The organism is Cereibacter changlensis JA139, assembly GCF_003034985.1.
In the GTDB taxonomy this organism is placed as follows: Bacteria; Pseudomonadota; Alphaproteobacteria; order Rhodobacterales; family Rhodobacteraceae; genus Cereibacter; species Cereibacter changlensis.
Genome location: NZ_PZKG01000336.1, coordinates 1 through 1363, shown reverse-complemented (window position 1 = coordinate 1363; position 1363 = coordinate 1). Strand labels below are relative to the sequence as shown.

Genomic DNA, 1363 nt, shown 5'->3' with positions numbered 1-1363 from the left:
ACCGTTCTGGTGATGGGCGCTACCCGCGCGATCGAATTTAAGACGTCCTTCATTTCCCGGAGACCCATTGCATGACCCATGCCCAGATCCGACCCCCGACCCATATGAACCTGCATGCCGCCGCCCCCTCCTCGACCCGGACGGTGGCCGGATTCAGCGACTATGTGCGCATTGCCCGTCTCGACCACATGACCAAGCATGTCTTCATCCTGCCGGGCATCGTGCTGGCCCTGCTGCTGCGCGGCAGCGCCGTCAGCGAGGCTCCGATGGCCATCGCGATGAACATCGTGCTCGGCTTCATGGCAGCGGTAGGCGTGGCTGCGGCGAATTATGTCATCAACGAATGGCTCGACCGCGATTTCGACCGCTACCATCCGGAGAAGTCGCAGCGCGCGGCGGTGCAGCGACAGATGCATGGCGGCTTCATCCTGCTGGAATATGCCGTGCTGCTGGTGGCCGGAATGGCGCTGGCGCTGGCGGTGAACGACACGACCTTCGTGGCCTGCGGCCTGCTGGCCATCTCGGGCGTCACCTACAACGTGAAGCCGATCCGCACCAAGGACCGTCCCTACTTGGACGTGCTGTCGGAATCGCTGAACAACCCGATCCGGCTGCTGATCGGCTGGGCGATGGTCGATGCGACCAGCCTGCCGCCGGTGTCGCTGTTCTTCGCCTTCTGGTTCGGCGGGGCCTTCCTGATGAACTCCAAGCGGCTTGCCGAGTATCGCGACATCGTCGCCAGCGACGGGCGCGAGACGCTGGGCCTCTATCGCCGGTCCTTCCTGCATTACACCGAGGCGCATCTGTCGGTGGCCAATCTGGTCTACGCGCTGCTCTGCTCGTTCTTCCTGGCGATCTTCCTCATCAAGTATCGCATCGAATACATCGTGCTGTTCCCCTGCATCGTCGTGCTCTTCGCCGTCTACTACGCCCTGGCGCTCACGCCCGATTCCGTGGCGCGCAAACCCGAGAAACTCTATCGCGCCAAGCCGGTGATCGCGGCGGCGATCCTCACCTCCGTGCTGTTCGTGGCGGCGACCCTGATCGACATCCCGGTGCTGGAAACCCTGGCGAGCCAGCACTTCATCGAGACCGGCGGGCAGCATTTCCTGACCAGCGCGCCGTGAGCCGGGGCAGAGGCGCGTGGCCGATCCGTCTCGGCTGCGCGGCGACTGTTAGATGATGAACCGGCTCATCCGCACCCGTCCCATGCTGCGCAAGCTGGCGCAGTATTTCCTCACGGCCGGTGTGGCGGCCATCGTCGACATCGGCGGCTTCGCTCTCCTGCTGGGCGTCGGTGCCGCTCTGGTTCCGGCGGCGATGGCGTCCTTCCTCGCGGCGAATGTCGTGAACTACGTGCTCA

The 1363-nt window shown here is 64.3% G+C and carries 2 protein-coding genes; both read left to right on the top strand.

Annotation, left to right across the window (positions count from 1 at the left end; translation table 11 throughout):
- Nucleotides 1-71 precede the first annotated feature (71 nt).
- Nucleotides 72-1127, top strand: coding sequence for a UbiA family prenyltransferase (locus C5F48_RS23825; RefSeq protein WP_219907839.1), 1056 nt, complete (start codon nt 72-74; stop codon nt 1125-1127).
- A 52-nt stretch (nt 1128-1179) separates the two neighbouring features.
- Nucleotides 1180-1363 (top strand): GtrA domain-containing protein (locus C5F48_RS23820; protein WP_219907838.1); only part of this gene is annotated, 184 nt, incomplete at its 3' end.